Consider the following 19,581-nt stretch of genomic DNA (forward strand, 5'->3'; position numbering starts at 1 on the left):
TTTTTCTTGAAAGAACCGAGCAAGGCTCCATGAACCAGCACATGCGCCAAGAACCCATTCCCTTTACCGATATCGCCGCGCAACGTCGCCGGCTCGGCAAGTCGGTCGACCACGCCGTTGCCCGCGTGTTCGATCACTGCCAGTTCATCAACGGACCAGAGGTCACGGAGCTGGAAGCTGCGCTGGCAAAATTCTGCGGCGCCAAGCATGTCGTGAGCTGCGCCAGCGGCACCGACGCGCTGCTGATGGTGCTGATGGCGAAAGGCATCGGACCCGGCGATGCCGTGCTGTGCCCCTCCTTCACCTTTTGCGCCACCGGCGAAGTGGTGGTGCTGACCGGTGCCACGCCCGTCTTCGTCGACGTCGACGAGGCGACCTTCAACATCGATGCCGCTTCGCTCAAGCGCGGCATTGCGACGGCGCGGCAGCGCGGCCTGAAGCCGCGCGCCATCATTCCGGTTGACCTGTTCGGACAGCCGGCCGACCACGACGCGATCGATGCGATCGCGGAGGCCGAGGGCCTGTTCGTGCTCAACGACGCCGCGCAGAGTTTTGGCGCCAGTTACAAGGGCCGCCGGCTCGGCACCTTTGGCCTCGCCACCACCACCAGCTTCTTTCCAGCCAAGCCGCTCGGCTGCTTCGGCGACGGCGGCGCGATCTTCACCGACGACGATGCGTTGGCCGAGAGGCTGCGCAGCATCCGTGTCCACGGGCAGGGCTCGGACAAATACGACAATGTCCGTATCGGCCTCACCGCGCGGCTCGACACCGTGCAGGCCGCGATCCTGATCGAGAAGCTAAAGATCTTCGAGGACGAGATCGTGGCGCGCAATAAAGTCGCGGAGCGCTATGCGCGCGGCCTCGGCAATGTCGTGACGGTGCCGCGTGTCGCCAGCGGCCGCGATTCGATCTGGGCGTGTTACACCATCCGCCTGCCCAAGGGTACGGACCGCGACCGCTTCGCGGCCGACCTGAAGGCGCAGGGGATTCCGACCGCGATCTATTACCCGAAATCGATGCATCAGCAGACCGCCTATCGCGAATTCCCGGTCGCGGATGGCGGACTGCCGGTGTGCGAGAGCCTGTCCGCCGACGTCATCAGCCTGCCGATTCACGCCTATCTCGACGAGGCGACGCAGGAGCGGATCATCGCGGCGGTGCGCGGCGCGCTTCAGGCGTGATCGCGATCGGAAGGGCTGCGCGAATGCGAGGGGCCCTTTCCGGATTCGGTCAACATCATGGCTAGGCTGCGCGCGGGCTGATTTCCCCGCGCAGCGAATATGCGCTAGAAGCGGCGCATGCTTGGGCGCATCTTCACCGTCGGCGGATACACGCTGCTTTCGCGGCTGACCGGATTTGCACGCGACATCATGCTCGCGGCGATTCTCGGCGCCGGTCCAGTGGCGGACGCGTTCTTCGTGGCGCTGCGGCTGCCCAATCATTTTCGCGCGATCTTCGCCGAAGGCGCCTTCAATGCCGCCTTCGTGCCGGCCTATGCGCATGTGCACGGCCAGAGCGAGGCGTCGGCAAGGCTGTTTGCCGACCGCGTCTTCACCCTGCTGTTTGCCGTTCAGCTCGTCCTGCTCGTCCTCGCCTGGTGGTTCATGCCGGAGGTGATCGGCATTCTCGCGCCGGGCTTCAAGGACGACCCGGCGCGCGGCGAGCTTGCGATATCGCTGACGCGGATCACGTTTCCGTATCTGCTATTGATCACGCTGGTGACGCTGTATGGCGGCATGCTCAACGTGATGCACCGCTTCGCCAGCGCCGCCGCGGCGCCGATCTTTCTCAATCTGTCGATGATGGCGACGCTGGCGCTGGCCGCATTCTTTCCCGGCGCGGGCTACGCCGCGGCATGGGGCGTCCTGCTCGCCGGCATCCTCGAGTTCCTGCTGCTGGCCGGCGATGCCGCCAGGACCGGCATCCTGCCGAAATTTGCCGCCATCAAGTTCGACGAGGACGTGCGCGCGTTTTTCCGGGCGCTGGGCCCTGCGACCATCGGCTCGATGGGAACGCAGATCGCGTTGTTCGCCGACACCATCATCGCGACCTTTTTGCCGGCCGGCGCGCTTTCTGCGCTGTACTATGCCGATCGTCTCAATCAACTCCCGATCGGCGTGATCGGGATCGCGATCGGCACCGTGCTGCTGCCGGAGATGTCGCGGCGTCTCACCGCGAACGATATCGCCGGTGCATCGGCCGCGCAGCGGCGGGCGTTCGAATTCTCGCTGTTGTTTTCGGTGCCGTTCGTCGCCGCGTTCCTGACCGTCCCTGACGTCATCATGCGCGCGATGTTTGCGCGCGGCGCGTTCTCGAAGGCCGACGCGGCGGCTGCAGGCGCCACATTGGCCGCTTACGCGATCGGGCTCGTACCGTTCGTGACGATCCGCAGCGCGGTGGCGACCTTCTATGCCCGCCAGGACACCGCGACGCCGGTCAAGGCGGCACTGACCGGCGTTGCCGTCAACGTGGCGCTCAAGGTCGCCTTGATGGGCCCGCTGGCGCAGATCGGCTTGGCGCTGGCCACCGCCATCGGGGCCTGGGTCAATCTGCTCTTGGTGCTCGCCTTCGCGGTGCGCGCAGGCTACCTCGAACTCGACCGCGCGTGGATGATGTCGCTTGTCAAATTTGCCGCGGCGGGGGTGGTGCTCGCCGCCGGGCTGTGGGGCACCGCCCAATTCGCCAGCTTCTATTTCGCACCGATGCATGCCTTTCGCGATGAGACCGCGCTGCTGCTGCTGATCGTGGCTGGCGCCTTCGTGTATGGGGTGGCAATTCTCCTGCTGTTTGGGCGGGGATGGCTATTTACGCTGCTGCGTGACCGACGGCAGTCCGCCAAGTAATTGCATACAAACGTTATTTTGAATTGCGTCCGTTTGTGGCCCTATTCGGGTATTTTTGCAACAAATTCCCGAAAAGTGCTGGCCCCAGCCGATTCCAGCATGATGCAAGTTTCACGTAACGCTAGAGTGGGAACCAGATTCAACCACTTTTTTTAGAGGCTTCCATGCGCGTTTCGATTTTTAAGACGATTGCTGCTTCCGCTCTCGCAGCGATGGTTGTGGCTTCCGCGGCATCTGCGGCCGATCTTGCCGCGCGTCCCTACACCAAGGCGCCCGTTATGGCGCCGATCTATGATTGGACGGGCTTCTACATCGGCGGCAACGTCGGCTACAGCTGGGGACGATCGAGCGACACCTCGACGCTGACCAATGGCGCGGGCGCCGTGCTCTTCACCACCGGCGCTGGCGCCAACATGGATGGCGTGATCGGCGGCGGTCAGATTGGCTATAATTGGCAGGTCCAGAATTGGGTATGGGGTCTTGAGGCCGATATTCAGGGCTCCGACCAAAAGGGTCGCCGCGATTATCTCTGCCCCACCGGCGTCTGCACGCCGCCCTTCGGCGTAATTGCCGTTTTCCCGGGACCGGCCGTTCCGGTTGCGCTTGACCAGAAGCTTGAATGGTTCGGCACGGTTCGTGGCCGTGTGGGTGTGCTCGCAACCCCGCAAGTGCTGTTCTATGCCACTGGCGGTCTTGCCTATGGCGAGGTCAACACCTCAGCCGTGATCGGTGCGGGCGCCTTCGGATTTAATGCTCACGATACCCGGGTCGGCTACACCGTCGGTGCCGGCGTCGAAGGTGCGATCGGTGGCAACTGGACCGCCAAGCTCGAATATCTCTACATGGATCTTGGTAGGACGTCCGGGACGTTCCTGACAACGATTCCGGCGCTTGGCGGCGGCGTGCTCAGCTACAACTACAGCTCGCGTATCACCGACAACATCGTGCGCGTCGGTGTGAACTACAAATTCGGCGGCCCGGTGATCGCGAAGTATTGATTTCGACGTTATCTCCTTCCGAAAAATCAAAGCCCCGGCACCGTCCGGGGCTTTTTTTGTGCAAGCGCGAAAAGCATTGCGCTCCGCGGCGATTCGGTTGCCTAGGCGCAATGGCTAATTTGCCGAAAGCGGTTTGCGCTGGGCGGGCAACCACTGCAATATGGCGCCCGCTCTAGAACCGGGAATTGGAGATACGATGGCAGCTCCCATCAAATTCGGCGTCGGTCAAAGCGTTCTTCGCAAGGAAGACGACGCGCTCATCCGCGGCAAGGGCCGCTATACCGATGACCACTCGCCGGCGCCGGCGTTGCACGCGCTGATGCTGCGCTCGCCGCATGCCCATGCGAAGTTCACCATCAACGTCACCAAGGCCCGCGGCATGCCGGGCGTGGCGTTGATCCTGACCGCGGCCGAAGTCGCCGATCTCGGCGACCTGCCGTGCCTGTTCAACCTGGAGACCGATCCCTTCACCGGTCCGCCATACCCGATCCTCGCCAAGGACGAGGTTCGCCATGTCGGCGACGCCGTGGCCTTCGTGGTCGCCGATTCGATCGATCAGGCGCGCGACGCGATCGAGGCGATCGACGTCAAATGGACGCCGCTGCCGGCGGTGGTCGGTCTCGCCAATGCCGTCAAGCAGGGCGCGCCGCTTGTGTGGCCCGACAAGCCCGGCAATGTATTGTTCGACGTGTCGATCGGCGACAAGAACGCGGCGGAAGCCGCCTTTGCCAAGGCGCATGCGGTCGCCGAAATCACGATCGTCAACCCGCGCGTCATTACCAACTTCATGGAGACACGCGCCGCGGTCGCTGAATACGATGCCAAGCGCGACCATCTGACGCTGACCATCGGCAGCCAGGGCAGCCATCGCCTGCGCGAGATCTTGTGCGGCATGGTGCTGAAGATCCCGATGGAAAAGATGCGGGTGATCTGCCCCGACGTCGGCGGCGGCTTCGGTACGAAGCTGTTTCCCTATCGCGAATACGCGCTGATTTCGGTCGCCGCGAAGAAGCTGCGCAAGACCATCAAGTGGACCGCAGACCGCTCCGATCACTTCATGGGCGACGCGCAGGGCCGCGACAACGTCACGACCGCAAAGATGGCGCTCGCCGAGGACGGCAAGTTTCTAGGCATGGACGTCGACCTGATGGGCGACATGGGCGCCTATCTCTCGACCTTCGGGCCTTATATTCCGCATGGCGGCGCCGGCATGCTGCCCGGCCTATATGACATCCAGGCCTTCCACTGCCGCGTCCGCACCGTGTTTACCAACACCGTGCCGGTCGACGCCTATCGCGGCGCCGGCCGCCCAGAAGCGGCCTATGTGGTCGAACGCCTGGTCGATGCGGCCGCACGCAAACTCGGCATGACGCCGGATGCGATCAGGCGCAAGAACTTCATCCCGCCGAAGGCAATGCCCTACAAGACCGCGACCGGCAAGATCTACGATTCCGGCGACTTCACCGCGCATATGAAGCGCGCGATGGAAGTCGCGAACTGGAGAGAGTTTCCCAAGCGCGCCAAGGCAGCGAAGAAAGCGGGCTTGGTGCGCGGCATCGGCATGTCCAGCTATGTCGAGGTCTGCGGCACCATGGGTGAGGAGACGGCCAATGTCGCGCTCGATCCCAATGGCGACATCAACATCCTGATCGGCACGCAATCGAGCGGGCAGGGCCACCAGACCGCCTACGCGCAGCTGGTCGCCGAGCAGTTCGGCGTGCCGCCGGAGCGCGTTCATGTCCTGCAGGGCGACACCGACAAGATCGCGACCGGTCTTGGCACCGGCGGCTCGGCGTCGATCCCGACCGGCGGCGTCAGCGTTGAGCGGGCCACGCGCGAGCTCGGCAACAAGCTGAAGGAGATCGCGGCCGAAGCGCTGGAGACCAGCGCCGGCGACCTCGAGATCTCCAACGGCGTCGTGCGCATTGCCGGCACCGATCGTTCGATCAGCTTCGCCGACCTCGCGAAACGTCCGGGCGTCGATCCGTCGAAACTGAATGCGAGCGCCACCTTCGCACAGGCCGACGGCACCTATCCGAACGGCACGCATCTTGCGGAAGTCGAGATCGATCCGACAACCGGCATCATCAAGATCGTCAACTACGTTATCGTCGACGATTTCGGCGTGACTCTCAATCCACTGCTGCTCGCCGGGCAGGTGCATGGCGGCGCGATGCAGGGTATCGGTCAGGCGTTGATGGAGCAGGCGGTCTATAGCGCAACCGACGGCCAGCTCGTCACCGGCACCTTCATGGACTACGCGGTGCCGCGGGCATCCGACGGCCCGTCATTCCATTTCGAGACGCACAACGTGCCGTGCACGACCAATCCACTCGGCGTCAAGGGCGCGGGCGAGGCGGGCGCGATCGGCTCCTGTCCCGCGGTGGTCAATGCGATCATTGAGGGGTTGTGGCGCGAGTACCAGATCGACCACATCGATATGCCGGCTACCGCAGAGCGGGTCTGGATCGCGATCCGCGAGGCGCAGAAACGGCATAATCTCTGATATTTTGTCGCAGGCGGAATGGAACTCCGCCTGCGGTGTTTGCAAACAGTCGGTCGCACCATCTTGGGGCCGGTACAAACCGGAATTGAAGGGAATTTAGCCAATGAATCGGATCGTCGTCGTCGCAGCTGTGCTTGCATTCAGTGCCGGTGCGGTCGTTGCGCAGCAGGATCAGGTCAAGCGGACCCAGGGCATGATGAAGGACAATGGCAAGAACGCAGCCGCGTTGTCGGCGATGGTCAAGGGCGAAAAGCCCTACGACCAGTCGACTGTCAATGCCGCGCTGGCCCAGTTCGAAGACACCGCCAAGAACCTTCCGACGCTGTTCCCCGCGAGCATGAAAGGTCTTAAGCTGGAGGGTGATTACGATCCCTCGCCGAAAATCTGGGAAGACAAGGCCGGCTTCGAGTCCAAAACTCAAAGCTTTGCCAAGGTCGTCGATGATGCCAAAAGCAAGATCAAGAATCTCGACACGCTAAAGGCGGAACTGCCTGTCATCGGTAAGCAGTGCGGTGGCTGCCACGAGACATACCGGATCAAGAAGGGCTGATCGCATTCCAACTTTGAGCATGACCTCCGCGCAAACGCGTTCCGCGTTTGTCGCGAGGGAAAACCGATACACATTTTTTCGGATCACGCTCTGGCCTCAAAAAGGGGCGGATGCCGCGAAGCGTCCGCCCATTTTTTTCGATCGTCAGCCGACGCACTTACCTGGTTGGCTTACTTGGTTACCTGGCCGCGGATTTCGCCGCCCGGATTGGCCGCGGTGTGAATGTTGATGTAGTACTTGCCGGCCACGAGGTCGGCAGCCTGCGCGTCGGTCAATGTCGCGCTGCCCTCGACCGGGCTCGACGTCGCGTTGGGAATGGCGACCGCGACGCCGGCATTCTTGCCGGCTTCGGCAGGGCCGTGGAAATGCGCAGCGGTGGCGGGGCCGGACAGGCCGGAATAGTTCAGCTTCCAGCTCAGCTTCTTGCTGGCCGCATCGTAGTCGATGTCGGCGGTGCCCTTGCCGGCGCTGGTGTTGGGCGGCACCTGGGAATTGCCGTCAAGCGTCGCCTTCATCTTGTCGGCCAACGCAGTTCCGGCAAAAGCGATCGTTGCCCCCAATGCAAGCGTGACAAGCATGGTCTTGTTGGACATGGTGTTTCTCCCTGTTGACATCAAACTTCCGTGTCAGCCTCGAAACAACAACTCTCCGAATTTATTCCCGAAACGCCGGCTCCGCATGAAAATTTCGTGCAAGCCTGCGGCGCGAACCGCGTTCATACTGTCATCGTGAGACCACCTGATAACGGATCGGTGAATGCTGCGACGGATTCTCCTCGGCTTGGTTTTGATCGGCGCCGCCGGCTTTGGCATGTTCTGGTGGCTGACAACCCCGGCGGTCGTCGCGGCGGCCTCGCTGCCGCCGCGCACGCCGAACCTCGCCAACGGCCAGGCGGCATTCAACGCCGGAGGCTGTTCCTCCTGTCACGCCGTCCCCAACCAGCCCGACCGCCTGAAGCTCGGCGGCGGGCTCGCCATGCCTTCGCCGTTCGGAATGTTCTACGTTCCGAACATCTCATCGGATCCCACCTACGGCATCGGCCGCTGGAGCGAGGCGGACTTCGTCACCGCGGTGCTGAAGGGGACGTCGCCTGATGGTGCGCACTACTTCCCGGCCTTTCCCTATGCGGCGTATCAGCATGCGCGCGTGGACGACGTGCGCGATCTCTTTGCCTATCTGAAGACGTTGCCGGCGGTGAGCGGCAAGCTGCGCGATCACGACGTGCCGTTTCCATTCAACATCCGCCGGAACGTCGGCGTGTGGAAATTTCTGTTCACGGACGCCAAGCCTGTTGTGGCGGATGCCTCACGCTCGGCGTCCTGGAATCGCGGCGCCTATCTCGTGAACGGTCTCGGCCATTGCGCCGAGTGCCACAGCCCGCGCAATTTTCTCGGCGGCATTGTCGAGGCGCAGCGCTTTGCCGGTGGACCCAATCCGGAGGGCGAGGGCTGGGTGCCCAACATCACCCAGAAGCGGCTGGGCGACTGGAGCGCAAACGATATCGCTTACTTCCTCGAGACCGGGCAGACGCCTGACGGCGACACCGCGGGCGGATCCATGGTGCGGGTGATCAAGAACACCTCGCAATTGTCGGCCGAAGATCGCGCGGCTATCGCTGAGTATGTGAAATCGCTGCCGGCGGTCGAAGGACCGCCGCGGCCGAAGAAGGCCAAGGAAGGCTGAGATCTCGGGGCCGGGGGAGCGCTTCTTACGGCGTCAAGGCCGCCGTCATCGGCTCCCGCCGTTCCGGCAGCGAGGGCACGATCGTCAACGGTTTGCGTGGCACAGGCGGCGGCGTAACGTTCGGCGTCGCGTTCTTGGTCCGCCTCAATTCCGCGGGGCGCTTGACCGAGGTGATGTCGGTGAGCGGGCGGTTGAAATCCCCAGTGCGGTACATCACGAAGCCGCCATCGAAATAGGCGGCGGTGAAGCGCGGATAATACTGTACGCCCAGATTGTAGGTGGCGAAGGGCGCGACCGGCTCGAAGCGTCCGATCGGCGCCGCGATGGTTTCCTTCGCCAGGGGAACGGCAGCCATGGTGGCTGTTCCGGTCGTCAAGACGTCCTTATCGCGCTGGCTCAGCCCTTCTTCGTCCCGGGCGGAATCGGTTTGCAGCGAGGCGACCTCGAGCGCGCCGTCAGGCATCTCTGCCGCAACGGGTGGCTTGGAAAACAGCCCGAACAGGGTGTAGCCGCCGACCAGTACCGCCAGGATCAGCGAGGCTGCCATGGTGTTGGACGCGACCTTGCGCATGGTCTCGTAGGTGCGGGTCGCCGGCACCGTTTCGGGCTGCAGCGCAATGGCGAGCAGTTCGTCATAGGTGTCGCGCTGCTCGGGATCGATCAGGATGTCATAGGCGCGCACCAACTCCCTGAACCGCACCGCGGCATCAGGATTGTCGGGATTCATATCGGGATGCGTGGCCTTGGCGGCCTTGCGGAAGGCCGTCCGAAGTCCCTCGGCGTCATCGCTCGGAAGCGCTCCGAGCAGATCGTACAGCGTCCCCATTGGTGGTACTCGCGACTATTTCCCCCTCAGAGGTCCCCCGCCGCGGAGCCTCCGATTGACGACACTTAATCTAATGAAAAACTTCAAGGCGGTAGAATGATCCCCTTGTGGCAAAAGCAAGCCAACAGGGATCGCCGTTAACCATATGATGCCGCGAAGCTATTCGGCCTAGCCTAGCAGGCCCCCGCGGAAGGTTCCAGTCCCGAGTTCCATCACAAACGGGCGATCCCCTTGAACGACCCGTCCGTCTGAATGGCGGTGAGCAAGACCTTGGGAGGCGCACCCCCGGTCTTCGCCGACGGCGATGAGGCTTCCGCCGATATCGAACCGTTGTTTTCAATCGTGCGATCCTTTTACCTTGTCTGAAAAACCAGATGGATCGCGCCCAGGAGCGCCTCAGGCATGATTGTCCTCGGTCGTCATCGCGCGCTTGCACACGACACCTGGAATGAGCTCGCTGTCCGCACTGCAATCGAGGAGATTGCGGCCGATGCCGTCGCCCATTTCGATCCGGACACGTTCTGGCCGGCGCACCCCAGTGATGACGGAGTGGCAGACGGCGATCCCAGTCTCTACTGGGGCGCGGCCGGTGTTGTCTGGGCGCTGGACTATCTGCATCGCATCGAGGCTATCAGCGTTACCGAAGACTTTCGCCCCGTGCTGCCAAAGCTTCTGGAGCGGACGATCGCTGCTTTCGAAAGTCGTTCGCCTACCGGTTACGCGAAGCACGGCTCGCTGCTCTTCGGCGACATGGGTACGGCCCTTGTCGCCATGCGCCTGGCGCCCAGGCCGATCCTGGCTGATCTGGTTCATCGGCGCGCAGAAGCAAACATGGAGCTGCCGATCCGGGAGCTGATGTGGGGTATGCCCGGGTCCATGCTGGCCGCCATCCACATGGCCGGGATGACGGGGGAAGCGCGCTGGCGGGGCCTGTTCGAAGCGCAGGCGGCCCGGCTGCTGGCCGATCTGGGGGACACGCCGCAAGGTCAACTCTGGACACAGGATCTTTACGGCGCCAACGACCGCTGGCTTGGACCCGTTCACGGTTTTGCCGGCAATGTCATCCCGCTATTGCGCGGGTGGGATTGGTTGACATCGGCGCAGCAGGCAGAGGTGGCCGAGTTTGTGCCGAAGACGCTCGCCGCGAATGCGTGGCGGTCTGAAGTTGGGACCACGTGGGGCGCGAGAAGCAAGCGCGAGATGCCGCCAAGGATGTGTCAGCACTGTCACGGTGCGCCGGGCATGGTGACGGTCTTTGCAGATGCGCCATTCGCTACCTCCGAATTTGACGCGCTCTTGTTGGATGCTGGTCGCTTCACCTGGACCGCCGGACCGCTGACCAAGGGCTCCAACCTTTGTCACGGCACGGGCGGAAACGGCTACGCATTCCTCAAGCTCTATCGCCGCACCAAGGATCGGATCTGGCTCGACCGCGCACGCCAATTCGCGATGACGGCCATCGTCCAGCATCGCGGCGCGCAGATGGCCGTTGGCCGCGGACGGTATTCGCTTTGGACCGGCGACGTCGGCCTTGCAATCTACCTGTGGGACTGCATCACCGCGGAGCCTCGTTTCCCGACCATCGACGTATTCTGATCCGAATGCGACGACACATCAGCGTTGGGGCTTTGTCTTGAATGACTTCCTGCCGGGCAATAGATTAACGGCAGGCCAACTTTCGGAGCGCGTCCATATGGCGTTGGATTTACTTCGTGCCGGATACGCAACGCTGGAATACGAAATCGCCGAGGAGCGGGTGTCGGCGCTCGGGCGGCTTGGGCGGCGGCTGGAGGCCGCGCTGGCGGCACTCGCCGCATGCCCGCGGACGACCACTTCCGATCGAAACATCTGGGATAGTCTGGTCGAGCAGGCGGGATATGCGCTGTGGCTCTTCGTCGTGCAACGCGAAGCCTGCGGCCTGAACAAGATCGATCACGTGATAAAGGTCTATCGGGTACCGGACGAGGTGGTTGCGCGCATGGGGCCACTGGCGAGGCCGAGCGGCCATCCGGCGAAGACCAAAGGGGCTGAGGCAGCGCTGCCGCCAATGTTCTGAAAGCGGCTTTTCGCGGGGGCCACCGAATTCGACGCCAACGAATTCGACGCCAACGATGAGATCAGGTTCAGTCGATCACCTGGCTGCCGGTCCTTGCCGGCTACTGTGCATGGGGTTGTTTTCGATATTTTGTTTTGGGCGGCCGACGGAGCATCAGGCCGGATTCGATCTCGTCATGCTTTAATCGACGAGCCGCGATATTCCGAGCTCATCGGCGACCTGGTCCAGCCCGCGGAGCAGCGCCGGCGCGACGGGAATACCTGAGCTGGTCCGCTTGAGGCGCGTTTCGTGGCTGCGCTCGCCGGGCACCCAGATCCGTTCGACGCCGGGGATGCGCTGGCTGCCGCGGAAATCGCGCACCAGCGCATCGACGCTTCGCTTGAAGGTCGCGACGTCGCCGAAGGCGGCGACGTTGATCGCGGCGATCGCCTGTCCGGTGTTGGTGACGCTATCGTTGTCGTGGTTGAAGTCGATCACGTCGCGCCCCATCGCGGCGCCGCCGAGCGTGCCGGCGAGCAGGCCGATGATCATGGCGAGCCCATAGCCCTTGTAGCCGGCCTCCATGCCGCCGAGCGGGAGCAGCATGCCTTCGTCGGCGCGTTTCGGATCGGTCAGCGGCTTGCCCTCGCGATCGATCATCCAGCCCTCCGGCATGGTCTCGCCGCGCAGCGCCTTGGTCTTGACCTTGCCGTAGGCCGCGACCGTCGTCGCCATGTCGAGGACAACAGGCCGTTCCTCGCCGGCCGGGATCGCCGCCGCGATCGGGTTGGTCGACAGCAGCATGTCGAGGCCGCCCCAGGGCGGCAGATGATTGGCGTTGCCGACCGCGAAATAGAGCCCGATCATGTCGCGGGCGAGCGGCATCATGGCGTAGAGCGAGGCGGGACCGGCGTGGTTGCTGAACTGCGCGTTGACCCAGCCGATGCCGGTCGTGCGCGCCTTTTCGACCGCCATCTCGGCGGCGCGCTTCATGACGAGGTGCCCCATGCCGTTGTCGCCGTTCAGCACGGCCGTGCTGGCATGCTCGTGCACGATGTGGATGTTCGGCCGGACGTTGAAGCCGCCGGCCTTGATCCGCCTGATATATTGCGGCAGCCGGCTGACGCCGTGCCCGTCCGAACCCTGCAGGTCGGCCTGCGCCATCAGGGCCGCGACGGTTGCGGCGTCGGCCTCTGGTAAGCCGACCGCGGTGAGCGCCCGCTGAATGAAGCCTTTCAGCCGGTCAAAGGTGACAGAGATGTCGGACAGGGCGGGCACTCCATGAGGGCGCGCGCATGGCCGCGCGCCGGATAAGTCAGGGCAGGTGAGGCCGCCGCTGTTAGCCGGTGCCGAAGGCCTTGAAGGTGATGATGGTGTGGGTGTCCTGGATGCCCGGAATCACCTGCACCTTCTCGTTGACGAAATGGCCGATATCGGTGTCGTTATCGACGTAGAACTTGACCAGAAGATCATAGTCGCCGGCGGTGGAGTAGATCTCCGAGGCGATCTCAGCCTCCGCAAGCGCATTGGCGACGGCGTAGGACTGGCCGAGCTTGCATTTGAACTGGACGAAGAAGGGAACCATCGCTGTCGTCTCCGAATAGGTTGACCCCAATAGGCCAAAAACCGCCGATAATGGCAAGCCAGCTTGCTGCCGGCGGGAGGGCGCGTTACTTCTACCGGACCAGACCTGCTTAAAACCTCATCCTGAGGAGCCCGCGGCGCGGGCGTCTCGAAGGATGCAGGCCACCGACGGGGCCTCATGGTTCGAGATGCGCTTCGCGCTCCTCACCATGAGGGGCAAGCATTCCACGAGACTTTAATGACAACGCCGATTGCACTGACCATCGCGGGCTCCGATTCTTCAGGCGGCGCCGGCATTCAGGCGGATCTGAAGTCGTTTGCCGCACTCGGCGTCTACGGCGCCTCCGTGATTACGGCGCTGACCGCGCAGAACACGCAAGGCGTCAGCGGCATCCACCAGGTACCTGCCGAATTCGTCACCGCGCAGATCGATGCGGTGTTTTCCGATCTGGCCATCGGCGCTGTCAAGATCGGTATGGTGGCGCATCCGCCTGTCATCGATGCCATCGCGGCGGGCCTCAAGCGGTGGGCGCCGAAACACGTCGTGCTTGATCCCGTCATGGTTGCAACCTCGGGCGACCGTCTGCTCGCCGCGGAGGCGGTCGATGCGCTGCGAACCAGGCTGATCCCATTGGCCTCGGTGATCACGCCGAACCTGCCGGAAGCCGCCGCCTTGCTCGACGAGCCGATGGCGCAGGACGCGGCTGCGATTGCAAGTCAGGGCCAGCGGCTGCTCGTCTTGGGATGCGCCGCCGTGCTGATCAAGGGCGGTCATGGCGAGAGCCCTGAAAGCACCGACTATCTCTGCACTTCCAGCGGCACAATCGCGTTGGCCGCGAAACGTATCGCGACCAAGAACACCCATGGCACCGGCTGCTCATTGTCCTCGGCGATTGCCGCAGGGCTCGCCAAGGGCGAGGGCATGGAGAGCGCCGTGCGCAATGCCAAGGCCTGGCTCACCGCCGCCATCGCCGCCGCAGACCGCTTCAGCGTCGGGCACGGGCACGGTCCGGTCCATCATTTTCACAAGTTCTACTGAAACCTGTTCCCGCATCGCCGCCTTTGCGGGGACGACCGGCGCGGTGCATCCATGTTTATCTTGCACTGCGGCAAAAAAATTGCACACTCGGGACCGCCGGGTAGTTTCTGAGGTGCGAGCCTATGACCATGCCGTCCCAGACCGAGATCCGGTCCAATCGCAGCGACGAGGCGCTGGCGCTGGAGGAGGATGCCCGGCTGCGGACCGATATCCGCCTGCTCGGGCGCATTCTCGGCGATACCGTCCGCGACCAGGAGGGCGCCGACGTCTTCGACCTCGTTGAGCGCATCAGGCAGACCTCGATCCGGTTTCACCGCGACGAAGACAAGCTGGCGCGGCGCGAGCTGGAAACCATCCTCGACAGCATGTCGACTGCCGATACCGTGCGGATCGTCCGCGCCTTCAGCTATTTCTCGCACCTCGCCAACATCGCCGAGGACCAGAACAACATCCGCCAGATGCGTGGCCGGGGTCCGGCCGGGCCGCGGCCGAGCACGCTGACGCAGACGCTGGCGCATGCCAAGGCGGCCGGCATTGGCGCCGCCGAGCTGCGCCGCTTCTTCGGGAATGCACAGGTCAGCCCGGTCCTGACCGCGCATCCGACCGAGGTCCGGCGCAAGAGCACGATGGACCGCGAGATGGAGATCGCCGCGCTGCTCGACCGGCGCGAACGGGTGCAGCTTACGCCGGAAGAGGCCGAGGCCTGCGACGAGCAGCTCCGCCGTGCCGTGCTGACGCTGTGGCAGACCAACCTGCTGCGCCGGACCAAGCTGAACGTGCTGGACGAAGTTTCCAACGGCCTGTCGTTCTACGACTACACCTTCCTGCACGAGGTGCCGCGGCTGCATTGCGCGCTGGAAGACCGCTTGAACCAGAAGGAGGGCGGCGGCGCGCCGGGCGAGTTGGCATCATTCCTGACCATGGGAAGCTGGATCGGCGGCGACCGCGACGGCAATCCCTTTGTCACGGCCGACGTGATGCGCGGCACGCTGCGCCTGCAATCGAGCCGCATCATGAGCTTCTATCTGGAAGAGCTGCATGTGCTCGGGTCGGAATTGTCGCTGGCGGCGCATCTTGCCGATGTCTCCGACGAGCTGCGCGCGCTGGCCGAGCGTTCGCCGGATACTTCGCCGCACCGGAGCGGCGAGCCGTATCGCCTTGCGGTGTCGGGTATCTATGCAAGGCTGACGGCGACCGCGCTGCGGCTCGAGGTCGAGACCACGCGCCGGCCGGTCGGCGAGGCCGCGCCCTATGGAAGCGTGAAGGAATTCAAGGCTGATCTCGACGTGCTCGACCGTTCGCTGATCGCCAATAATTCCGGCGTGATCGCGCGCGGGCGGCTGCGGTTGCTCCGCCGCGCCGTCGACTGCTTCGGTTTCCATCTCGCCCGGCTCGACATCAGGCAGAACTCCGCGGTGCATGAGCGTACCGTGGCCGAGCTGTTCGATGCGGCGATATCAGGCATGTCCTACATGGACTTGAGCGAGGAGGCGCGCATCAATCTGCTGCTCGGCGAGCTGCGCAGCGCAAGACCGCTCAGCTCGGCTTTCGTCAAATACAGCGAGGAGACGCAAGGCGAACTCGCGGTGTTTCGTGCCGTGGCGGAAGCGCATGCGCGGTTCGGCCCCGACGTGATCCACCAATGCATCATCTCGATGTGCAAGGGCATGTCCGACATGCTGGAGGTGGCGGTGCTGCTCAAGGAAGTCGGGTTGATCAACCCGTCCGGCCGCAGCGCCATCAACATCGTGCCGCTGTTCGAGACGATCGAGGATCTGCAGGCCTCCTCCGGCATCATGGACCGGATGTTGTCGCTGCATGATTACCGCCGTCTGGTGGACAGCCGCGGCGGCATTCAGGAGGTGATGCTCGGCTATTCCGACAGCAACAAGGATGGCGGCTTCGTCACCTCGGGCTGGGAGCTTTACAAGGCCGAAATCGGGCTGGTCGAGGTGTTCGAGCGCCACCACGTGCGGCTGCGCCTGTTCCACGGCCGCGGCGGCTCGGTCGGCCGCGGCGGCGGGCCTTCCTATGATGCCATCATCGCGCAGCCCGGCGGCGCGGTGAATGGCCAGATCCGCATCACCGAGCAGGGCGAAATCATCTCCAGCAAATATTCCAACCCGGAAGTCGGCCGCAGCAATCTGGAGATCCTTGCCGCCGCCACGCTGGAAGCGAGCCTGCTGCATCCGCGCCAGAGTGCGCCGCGGAAGGAGTATTTGACCGCGATGGAGCAATTGTCGGCGCTCGCCTTCAAGGCCTATCGCGGGCTGGTCTACGAGACCAAAGGCTTTGCCGATTATTTCTGGGGCTCCACCGTCATCACCGAAATCTCGACGCTCAACATCGGCAGCCGCCCGGCGTCGCGCAAGAAGACCCGCGAGATCGAGGACCTGCGCGCCATTCCCTGGGTGTTCAGCTGGGCGCAGTGCCGGCTGATGCTGCCGGGCTGGTACGGTTTCGGTTCGGCGGTGGAAACCTGGATCGCGGAGCATCCGGAGCAGGGCATGCCGTTCCTGCAGGAGCTTTACCGCGAATGGCCGTTCTTCCGCACGCTCTTGTCGAACATGGACATGGTGCTCGCCAAGAGCTCGATCGCGATCGCCTCGCGCTATGCCGAGCTGGTGCCCGACGTGAAGCTGCGCGACAGCATTTTTGGCCGCATTCGCCGCGAGTGGCATGCCTCGATCGAGACCCTGCTCGACATCATGGGCCATGAGCGGCTGTTGCAGGGCAACCCGCTGCTGGAACGCTCGATCCGCAACCGCTTCCCCTATCTCGATCCGCTCAACCACGTGCAGGTCGAGCTGTTGAAGGAGCACCGCGCGCAGAACCCGGACGAGCAGGTGCTGCGCGGGATTCAGCTCACGATCAACGGGATTTCGGCGGGGTTGCGCAACAGCGGGTGAGGGGCGCCATTCCCTCCGCCGTCGTCCCGGCGAACGCCGGGACCCATACCGCGTGATCTTTCAGTAAGGCAGGATGGGAGACATCATCCTCCTACAATAGAACCCTGTGGTTATGGGTCCCCGCGTGCGCGGGGACGACTCGTGGTGGGCGCTCAACAACTACAGGCCCCTCACGGCTTCATCGCACCCTGCGCACTTGTATAAACCGCATACAGCGACGACGACCCGCAGATGTAGAGCCGGTTGCGCTGCTGGCCGCCGAAGCACATGTTGGCGACCGTCTCGGGGATGTGGATCTTGCCGAGCAGATCGCCGTCGGGCGTATAGCAGCGCACGCCGTCCTCGTTCGGATCGCCCCATCCGACCGAGCACCAGACGCGGCCGTCACGATCGCAGCGCAGCCCGTCGGTAATGCTGGGCTTGGGCATGTCCGCAAAGACCTTGCTGTTGGACAGTTTTCCGCCCGCGAGATCGACGTCGAACACGCGGATATGCGAGGGGTTGTCCGGCCCGTCCGTGAAGCCGGTATCGCAGATGTAGAGCTTCTTCTCGTCGGGCGAGAAGCAGAGGCCGTTCGGCTCGACGAAGTCGTCGACGACCACTTTGATGTCGCCGGATTTCGGATCGACCCGGTAGACATTGTGTTTTTCCTGCTCGGGCTCGGCCTTGATCCCCTCGTAATAGCCGCCGATGCCGTAGATCGGATCGCAGAACCAGATCGAACCGTCGGCAGCGACCACTGCGTCGTTCGGCGCGTTCAGCTTCTTGCCATTGTACTTGTCGGCGATGATCGTGATCGAGCCGTCGAGCTCGGTCCGGGTGACGCGGCGGCCGGAATGCTCGCAGGTGATCAAACGTCCTTCGCGGTCGATCGTGTTGCCGTTCGAGTTCATCGACGGCTGGCGATAGACGCTGACGTGACCGTCATCCTCCGAGAAGCGCATGATACGGTTGTTGGGAATGTCGCTAAACAGAACATAGCGCCCGGCCGGAAAGTAGACCGGACCTTCGGCCCAGCGGAACCCGGTCGCGACGCGCTCGACTGCCATGGTGCCGGCGAAGGCGGGGAAGCCGGTGGGGCCGAATGAGACCTTCGGCTTCTTCATCGATTCCAGGCGGGCATCGGGATAGCGCGCGCCGGGAAGCGGGCCGAGCGGCAGCGGCTGCGTTGCCGTGGTCGGCGCGCCGGTCTGGCCGAGCGGTGCGACGGAAGCGGCGGAAGCCGTCTTCACCGTTACGGCGGAAGCGGCCAGCGCTGCCGCGCCCGTCAATATCTTGCGACGGTCGAGGCCGCCGCCTTGTCGCTGGGGATCGGAAAAGGTCAGTGAGGTTGTCATGATTTCCTCCCATGTGTTTTTTGTTGGGAGGAAAAGCATCAGCCCGCATTCCGGCATAAAGCGGGCAGGCTGTGCTGGAGAACCGCAACTATTAGTCCCTCATGGTGAGGAGGCGCGTCGCGCCGTCTCGAACCATGCGGCCCGGCTGGTGCCATTCATCCTTCGAGACGGCGCTACGCGGCTCCTCAGGATGAGGTCTCGCAGGAGCAGAGTGGTGGGCACGACGCTACGCGTCTTTGCTCACCCTAGGCTGCGCGTCGTGCCCGGCTCAGATCGGATCCCACGTAAAGATATCCGCGGAGCGGTCGAGCTTGGAGAACGATCCCTTCAGTGCAGGCATGCCGTGCTCGGCGATGGTTTGCGGCGTCCAGCCTTCGCCGCGGTGAACCGAGCGGATCGGACGATTCTGGCTGAAAAGGAAGATCTCGTTCATGCGCACGCCGAAGATCTGTCCGGTGACGTCCTTGGCGGCATCGGAGAGCAGATGGCCGCACAGCGGCGCGATCTTCTCTGGGCCCATCTGCTTGATCTTCTCGACGCGCGCCTTCTCGGCGTCGGTCTCGGTCGGGATGGTGCCGATCATGCGGGTCCAGGCGAACGGCGAGACGCAGTTGGAGCGGACGTTGAAGCGGCCCATGTCGAGCGCGATCGATTTCGACAGGCCGACGATGCCGAGCTTGGCGGCGGCGTAGTTGGCCTGGCCGAAATTGCCGATCAGCCCCGAGGTCGAGGTGAAGTGCACGAAGGAGCCGCTCTCCTGCTCGCGATAGATCCGCGCGGCGGCGTGCGAGACGTAGAACGAGCCCATCAGGTGGACCTTGATGACGGCCTCGAAGGCTTCCACGCTCATCTTGTGGAAGATCATGTCGCGCAAGATGCCGGCATTGTTGACGACGCCGTCGAGCCGGCCGAAATGATCGGTTGCGGTCTTCACGATCTTGCTGGCGGGTATCGCTTCGGCCACCGACTCGAAATTGGCGACGGCTGTGCCGCCGCGCTTCTTGATCTCCTCGACGACCTCCTCAGCAGGCGCTGCGCTCGAACCGGCACCGTCGGCCGCACCACCGGGATCGTTGACGACGACTTTTGCGCCTTCGGCGGCGCAGAGCAGCGCGATTTCGCGGCCGATGCCGCGGCCTGCGCCGGTGACGATGATGACTTTGTCTTGCAGTGATTTTGCCATTGAAGTTCTCCCGATTGATCCGGCGTTCTTACCTCGCCCCGCGTGCGGGGAGAGGTCGGATCGCATCGTAGATGCGATCCGGGTGAGG

16 protein-coding genes are annotated in these 19,581 nt (G+C 63.6%); 10 read left to right on the top strand and 6 right to left on the bottom strand.

All coding sequences use genetic code 11. The annotated features are described in order from the left end of the window. The first annotated feature begins 29 nt into the window (after positions 1-29). The 5 genes from QA643_RS12165 (at position 30) to QA643_RS12185 (ending at position 6,897) form a co-directional block, all read left to right on the top strand. A complete protein-coding gene (locus QA643_RS12165) occupies positions 30-1,181 on the top strand; it encodes a DegT/DnrJ/EryC1/StrS family aminotransferase (protein ID WP_283033397.1) in 1,152 nt (383 codons plus the stop codon). A 117-nt stretch (positions 1,182-1,298) separates the two neighbouring features. Next, complete coding sequence (gene murJ, locus QA643_RS12170; RefSeq protein WP_283033398.1) at positions 1,299-2,843, top strand: murein biosynthesis integral membrane protein MurJ; 1,545 nt, start codon at positions 1,299-1,301, stop codon at positions 2,841-2,843. A gap of 164 nt (positions 2,844-3,007) precedes the next feature. Then, positions 3,008-3,841 carry an outer membrane protein gene (locus tag QA643_RS12175; protein WP_283033399.1) on the top strand — a complete coding sequence of 278 codons (834 nt, stop codon included), beginning with the start codon at positions 3,008-3,010 and terminating at the stop codon, positions 3,839-3,841. A 196-nt stretch (positions 3,842-4,037) separates the two neighbouring features. After that, a complete protein-coding gene (locus QA643_RS12180) occupies positions 4,038-6,347 on the top strand; it encodes a xanthine dehydrogenase family protein molybdopterin-binding subunit (RefSeq protein WP_283033400.1) in 2,310 nt (769 codons plus the stop codon). A 103-nt stretch (positions 6,348-6,450) separates the two neighbouring features. Beyond that, positions 6,451-6,897 carry a cytochrome c gene (locus tag QA643_RS12185; RefSeq protein WP_283033401.1) on the top strand — a complete coding sequence of 149 codons (447 nt, stop codon included), beginning with the start codon at positions 6,451-6,453 and terminating at the stop codon, positions 6,895-6,897. Between the two features lie 170 nt (positions 6,898-7,067). Here QA643_RS12185 and QA643_RS12190 read toward each other — a convergent pair whose 3' ends face one another. Continuing rightward, positions 7,068-7,490, bottom strand: coding sequence for a CHRD domain-containing protein (locus tag QA643_RS12190; protein WP_283033402.1), 423 nt, complete (start codon positions 7,488-7,490; stop codon positions 7,068-7,070). A 163-nt stretch (positions 7,491-7,653) separates the two neighbouring features. On the opposite strand from QA643_RS12190, the gene QA643_RS12195 reads away from it, so the two are divergent. Beyond that, on the top strand, positions 7,654-8,580 hold the full coding sequence (locus tag QA643_RS12195; RefSeq protein WP_283033403.1) for a c-type cytochrome: 927 nt from the start codon (positions 7,654-7,656) through the stop codon (positions 8,578-8,580). A 25-nt stretch (positions 8,581-8,605) separates the two neighbouring features. Here QA643_RS12195 and QA643_RS12200 read toward each other — a convergent pair whose 3' ends face one another. Further along, positions 8,606-9,406 (bottom strand): J domain-containing protein, encoded by an 801-nt coding sequence (locus QA643_RS12200; RefSeq protein ID WP_283033404.1) that lies wholly within the window; start codon positions 9,404-9,406, stop codon positions 8,606-8,608. A gap of 402 nt (positions 9,407-9,808) precedes the next feature. Here QA643_RS12200 and QA643_RS12205 point away from each other — a divergent pair, with 402 nt between their 5' ends. Together QA643_RS12205 and QA643_RS12210 are read left to right on the top strand one after the other, a co-directional pair. After that, positions 9,809-11,002 (top strand): LanC-like protein, encoded by a 1,194-nt coding sequence (locus QA643_RS12205; RefSeq protein WP_283033405.1) that lies wholly within the window; start codon positions 9,809-9,811, stop codon positions 11,000-11,002. Between the two features lie 37 nt (positions 11,003-11,039). Beyond that, positions 11,040-11,462, top strand: coding sequence for a DUF6665 family protein (locus tag QA643_RS12210; RefSeq protein WP_283033406.1), 423 nt, complete (start codon positions 11,040-11,042; stop codon positions 11,460-11,462). A 180-nt stretch (positions 11,463-11,642) separates the two neighbouring features. Here QA643_RS12210 and QA643_RS12215 read toward each other — a convergent pair whose 3' ends face one another. Next, positions 11,643-12,719 carry an Ldh family oxidoreductase gene (locus tag QA643_RS12215; protein WP_283033407.1) on the bottom strand — a complete coding sequence of 359 codons (1,077 nt, stop codon included), beginning with the start codon at positions 12,717-12,719 and terminating at the stop codon, positions 11,643-11,645. A 61-nt stretch (positions 12,720-12,780) separates the two neighbouring features. Then, positions 12,781-13,026, bottom strand: a complete 246-nt coding sequence (locus QA643_RS12220; RefSeq protein ID WP_029583462.1) for an Lrp/AsnC ligand binding domain-containing protein — start codon at positions 13,024-13,026, stop codon at positions 12,781-12,783. A 237-nt stretch (positions 13,027-13,263) separates the two neighbouring features. Between QA643_RS12220 and thiD the strand changes: the two genes are divergently transcribed. Together thiD and ppc are read left to right on the top strand one after the other, a co-directional pair. Beyond that, complete coding sequence (gene thiD / locus QA643_RS12225) at positions 13,264-14,064, top strand: bifunctional hydroxymethylpyrimidine kinase/phosphomethylpyrimidine kinase (RefSeq protein ID WP_283033408.1); 801 nt, start codon at positions 13,264-13,266, stop codon at positions 14,062-14,064. 122 nt (positions 14,065-14,186) lie between these two features. Beyond that, positions 14,187-16,973 (top strand): phosphoenolpyruvate carboxylase, encoded by a 2,787-nt coding sequence (gene ppc, locus QA643_RS12230; RefSeq protein WP_283033409.1) that lies wholly within the window; start codon positions 14,187-14,189, stop codon positions 16,971-16,973. 170 nt (positions 16,974-17,143) lie between these two features. Here the strand turns inward: ppc and QA643_RS12235 are convergent, their stop codons facing one another. Both QA643_RS12235 and QA643_RS12240 read right to left on the bottom strand, forming a co-directional pair. After that, the gene (locus QA643_RS12235) at positions 17,144-18,310 is read right to left on the bottom strand and encodes an SMP-30/gluconolactonase/LRE family protein (protein WP_283033410.1); all 1,167 of its coding nucleotides are present in this window, start codon (positions 18,308-18,310) and stop codon (positions 17,144-17,146) included. A gap of 268 nt (positions 18,311-18,578) precedes the next feature. Then, positions 18,579-19,493 (bottom strand): SDR family oxidoreductase, encoded by a 915-nt coding sequence (locus QA643_RS12240; RefSeq protein ID WP_283033411.1) that lies wholly within the window; start codon positions 19,491-19,493, stop codon positions 18,579-18,581. Between the last annotated feature and the right edge of the window lie 88 nt (positions 19,494-19,581).

It is taken from the genome of Bradyrhizobium sp. CB3481, assembly GCF_029714305.1.
Classification (GTDB): Bacteria; Pseudomonadota; Alphaproteobacteria; order Rhizobiales; family Xanthobacteraceae; genus Bradyrhizobium.

Coding starts and splice junctions, on each gene's coding strand:
- QA643_RS12165 (WP_283033397.1), top strand. CDS start 30: ATGAACCAGCACATGCGCCAAGAACCCATTCCCTTTACCGATATCGCC.
- murJ (WP_283033398.1), top strand. CDS start 1,299: ATGCTTGGGCGCATCTTCACCGTCGGCGGATACACGCTGCTTTCGCGG.
- QA643_RS12175 (WP_283033399.1), top strand. CDS start 3,008: ATGCGCGTTTCGATTTTTAAGACGATTGCTGCTTCCGCTCTCGCAGCG.
- QA643_RS12180 (WP_283033400.1), top strand. CDS start 4,038: ATGGCAGCTCCCATCAAATTCGGCGTCGGTCAAAGCGTTCTTCGCAAG.
- QA643_RS12185 (WP_283033401.1), top strand. CDS start 6,451: ATGAATCGGATCGTCGTCGTCGCAGCTGTGCTTGCATTCAGTGCCGGT.
- QA643_RS12190 (WP_283033402.1), bottom strand. CDS start 7,490: ATGTCCAACAAGACCATGCTTGTCACGCTTGCATTGGGGGCAACGATC.
- QA643_RS12195 (WP_283033403.1), top strand. CDS start 7,654: ATGCTGCGACGGATTCTCCTCGGCTTGGTTTTGATCGGCGCCGCCGGC.
- QA643_RS12200 (WP_283033404.1), bottom strand. CDS start 9,406: ATGGGGACGCTGTACGATCTGCTCGGAGCGCTTCCGAGCGATGACGCC.
- QA643_RS12205 (WP_283033405.1), top strand. CDS start 9,809: ATGATTGTCCTCGGTCGTCATCGCGCGCTTGCACACGACACCTGGAAT.
- QA643_RS12220 (WP_029583462.1), bottom strand. CDS start 13,026: ATGGTTCCCTTCTTCGTCCAGTTCAAATGCAAGCTCGGCCAGTCCTAC.
- thiD (WP_283033408.1), top strand. CDS start 13,264: ATGACAACGCCGATTGCACTGACCATCGCGGGCTCCGATTCTTCAGGC.
- ppc (WP_283033409.1), top strand. CDS start 14,187: ATGACCATGCCGTCCCAGACCGAGATCCGGTCCAATCGCAGCGACGAG.
- QA643_RS12235 (WP_283033410.1), bottom strand. CDS start 18,310: ATGACAACCTCACTGACCTTTTCCGATCCCCAGCGACAAGGCGGCGGC.
- QA643_RS12240 (WP_283033411.1), bottom strand. CDS start 19,493: ATGGCAAAATCACTGCAAGACAAAGTCATCATCGTCACCGGCGCAGGC.